The following is a 2499-nucleotide window of genomic DNA, read 5'->3' as shown; positions in this document are numbered from 1 at the left end:
CGCCTCCCGGGCCATATCCCAGTCAACGCCCAACCCACCCGAATGGATTCAAGTCCGGATCAAAAGCGCTTTAGGCGCTCTCAATCGGGAGAAGATCAAGAGACCATCACACTGCCCAACGGATAGGACTCGCGCGCTGACCTCTCGCTCTTGTCGCACCCCACGGCGTATCAACCGCTGAGGCTTCAAACGCGAATGGATGAAACCTCAGTGGCAGGTCAGCCGAAAACCCTAAATGCCCACAAAGAAGGAAAGAGGCAGAATGGACCGGTAGCTATGCTGGTCCAACTCCGTAAGGGCTTCTCAAACGGGGATCTGCCGTCATTGACTGGGCTATTGGCGAAGACTTCACCCAAACCGAGATCATTACATAAGCAAGAGCCCAGCTCATGTTGGAATAACTGTTTTGAGTCAAAAACTGAGACTCCGTGATGTTTCCGAAGAGCGCTACGAAAAACAACCCTGCGATGAATGGCAACGTGATACTTCCATCTTTCTTGGTCAGCATCAACCCAGCAAGCAGTTTCATTAGAAATGAAATATTAACGATGCATAGTAGTACAACTCCTACATACCCGAAGCTGATGAAAGTTTCCAGGTACCCATTGTGAGCACTTCCAATGTTAAGGCCCATCAGATCGAGAATTCGCGGCGACATGACTAGTTCGAAGCCGGTAGAATAGCCGAAGCCAAGAAGCGCTCGCTCCTCACCCCATGCGATAAGCGATACCCACATTGGAACCCGTCCAGTAAAATCGGTACTTTTCCCAAGAATTTGAAGGATCAAGTATGTCAGTGGCACAGCAGCCACAAGTACCGAAACAATTCCAAGTAATATAACCCCACCGAAGAATGCTCTTGTAGAAATTTCCATCCTCATCAAGCTTCTGACCAGGAAAATTACGATAGCCATTACGAACGTCAGAATGGTTCCTGTTCCGGAGCTGGCGCCTGCCAAGCAAGCTGTTGCCGAAATGATTACGAGAGCCCGGAACAACACAGATTTTATCGTTATTCTCCCAAAAAATATCATCAAGACTAGAGCCAATGGAGCAATCGCACCCAAGCTATTCTTATGAGTGTAGATGCCCCGCCACAACCCAGCATGCTTCGGTTCTAGCCAATCCGTTGCTTGGTGAATTCCATATCGCGGGAGCATCACTACCCAGAGGACACTCAGCAGGATTCCTGATCCAAGAGCCAAGACGGAAACTCTTACAATCCGTATGGGTGGTAGCGCAGCGACCATGACTGCGACGGTCAGGAAGTTGAATGAAAGCGCTATGACGCGTCGTAAGGTCGTCCCAAGATCCGGAGCCCAAAAGCAAGAGAGCAAAGCGAGAAGCGGAAATACATAAAGTAAGCACGATGATCGTATGATGGAATGCACTTTCCTTCTATACCCAATGTAGATGATCAATGTAGTGGCATATACAAATACTGAGCTTAGCCTTCCCATGGTAGAAAGCGGCTCAAGAGGCTTAACCATATCCGGATCAATCCCAGTCAACTGGTAATCGAATGCGCCTGTGGACATGAGGAGAGCGTAGACGAAAAAGATCTCAAGTAGATAAATTCTGTCTTGCGCAGCTCCTCTATCAATAAATATAGCGGCCATAGAGATGCTGTCCTTAATTCCACGGGCAATTGCCACTGATCTTGCTCATAGGAAGCAGCGGAAAACAGCCGCTACGGAATAGCTAGCACTTCGCACGTCTCTTGAGATTTAGCTTTTTGGTGGTAGTCGCTAGCCTTTTAGAGTGAATTCAAAGGGGTTTTTGTTCGAAGAAGTGAGGGCACTCTGATGAGGAAGAAAGATCTCCATGCCACATGTTGGGTTTGCCAAAGAGTTCCAGGATATGTACGTGCGGCTTGCCCTGGCTAGAGGCCGAAGCCAGCGCAAAGCCGCCCTAGATGGTATTGCCCTGTCAAATTGGCCGATGTGGAGGAAAACATTTTACCGGTGGCCGACCCAAGCCGATAGGTTTGGGATCTCTGATTAGACGCTTTGCCTCTCCGGACAGTTCTCCCGTTGCAAGCAGAATTGGTTCTGATCGGCCCCGGTCGGCTTCTGGCATCTATCCGGCATCACCCTTACGGCGAGCCAAATGGAGGATTCGATCTCACACGCCTCTACAGGCTCTAATCGCTCTTGAAGGCACCACATTCGAAACGCCACCTGCAATGCGTGGCCTCCGTCACGTCGATCTATTCAGTGGCTTCCGCTAGTGTCCCGCCCTGGGCGGTCAACACATCTTCCGGCTGCAGCTGCGAAGCAAACTCTTCGGCCGCACGCCTCTCCTTCCCATATCTCGTTCGCTTTTCGGCATAATAACCATACTTTAGGATGGATCATCTTTTGGCAGGTGGACCATTTTGTAATTCGACTTGCTGTTTGAAGTAATCAACAAGCGTGCATCTAAGAGCCCGTCCCGAAAAGGGTTGAGTGGCCGAGGCCGCTATGATTCCAAGAGGGTGCTGAAGCCTGACCTGGAACCG

General features: G+C 50.1%; 1 protein-coding gene. It reads right to left on the bottom strand.

What is annotated here, in order from left to right:
- Window positions 1-274 precede the first annotated feature (274 nt).
- The gene (locus ILT44_RS31835) at window positions 275-1654 is read right to left on the bottom strand and encodes an O-antigen ligase family protein (protein WP_204243289.1); all 1380 of its coding nucleotides are present in this window, start codon (window positions 1652-1654) and stop codon (window positions 275-277) included.
- Window positions 1655-2499 lie beyond the last annotated feature (845 nt).

The organism is Microvirga arvi, from assembly GCF_016892765.1.
Classification (GTDB): domain Bacteria; phylum Pseudomonadota; class Alphaproteobacteria; order Rhizobiales; family Beijerinckiaceae; genus Microvirga; species Microvirga arvi.
Note: the sequence above shows the minus strand (reverse complement) of the source record. Positions and strands in the feature narration are given on the sequence as shown.